Source organism: Colwellia sp. MB02u-9 (assembly GCF_014077085.1).
In the GTDB taxonomy this organism is placed as follows: Bacteria; Pseudomonadota; Gammaproteobacteria; order Enterobacterales; family Alteromonadaceae; genus Cognaticolwellia.
In genome coordinates this window covers 1-690 of sequence record NZ_JACGVF010000051.1, presented here as the reverse complement: position 1 = coordinate 690, position 690 = coordinate 1, and the positions used below count along the sequence as shown (strand labels likewise).

The 690-nt window shown below is 40.1% G+C and carries 1 protein-coding gene; it reads right to left on the bottom strand.

The genetic code is table 11. The features are described 5' to 3' along the window. Positions 1–360 precede the first annotated feature (360 nt). A partial coding sequence (locus H4J65_RS00395; RefSeq protein WP_182194070.1) for a transposase occupies positions 361–690 on the bottom strand: 330 nt, incomplete at its 5' end.

The following is a 690-nucleotide window of genomic DNA, read 5'->3' as shown; positions in this document are numbered from 1 at the left end:
CGAACTCAGAAGTGAAACGTGTTAGCGCCGATGGTAGTGTGGGAGTTCCCATGTGAGAGTAGGACATTGCTAGGCTTCTATTTAGAGAAACCCGTAGCTGACGCTACGGGTTTTTTGCTTTCTGGGATTTGATAAATAAAGCTTGAGATGGCGCCGCTACTTTGCCCATTAAGCGTAAGCAGTGAAAGGTATTAGCGTCGTTTGTAAATAGCGTGCAGGTATTCTTTTTTATGTGAGAGCGTGCTTGTGCATCCTGCATCCAACGCATTAGTGCATCTATGTACGTCAAAAACCCGTAGTTAACATTACGGGTTTTTTGCTTTTTATGGTTTAAAGCTTAACTTATACCAATTTGATTAATTAACTTCCCACTTTTATCCAGTCTCTAGAGCAAAGATCTATCACCCTAGATGTGTCTGAAATAAAAACATTCCAAGCTCGACTACATTCATCAACAATATTTTCATATCCACTAAAGCATCGGTTCGCTAATTCATTTTGTCTTAACCATTGCCATACTTGTTCAATAGGATTTAGCTCAGGTGAGTAAGGGGGTAATTTTATGATTGATAAGTTATCAAATTTTTCGGTTAAATGGACTTGATGCCAAGCTGCACCATCCACAACTATCACGGCGTGTCGTCCTTTGGGTACCTTTTGGGCAATCAATGCTAAGTGTTTTTCCATCAC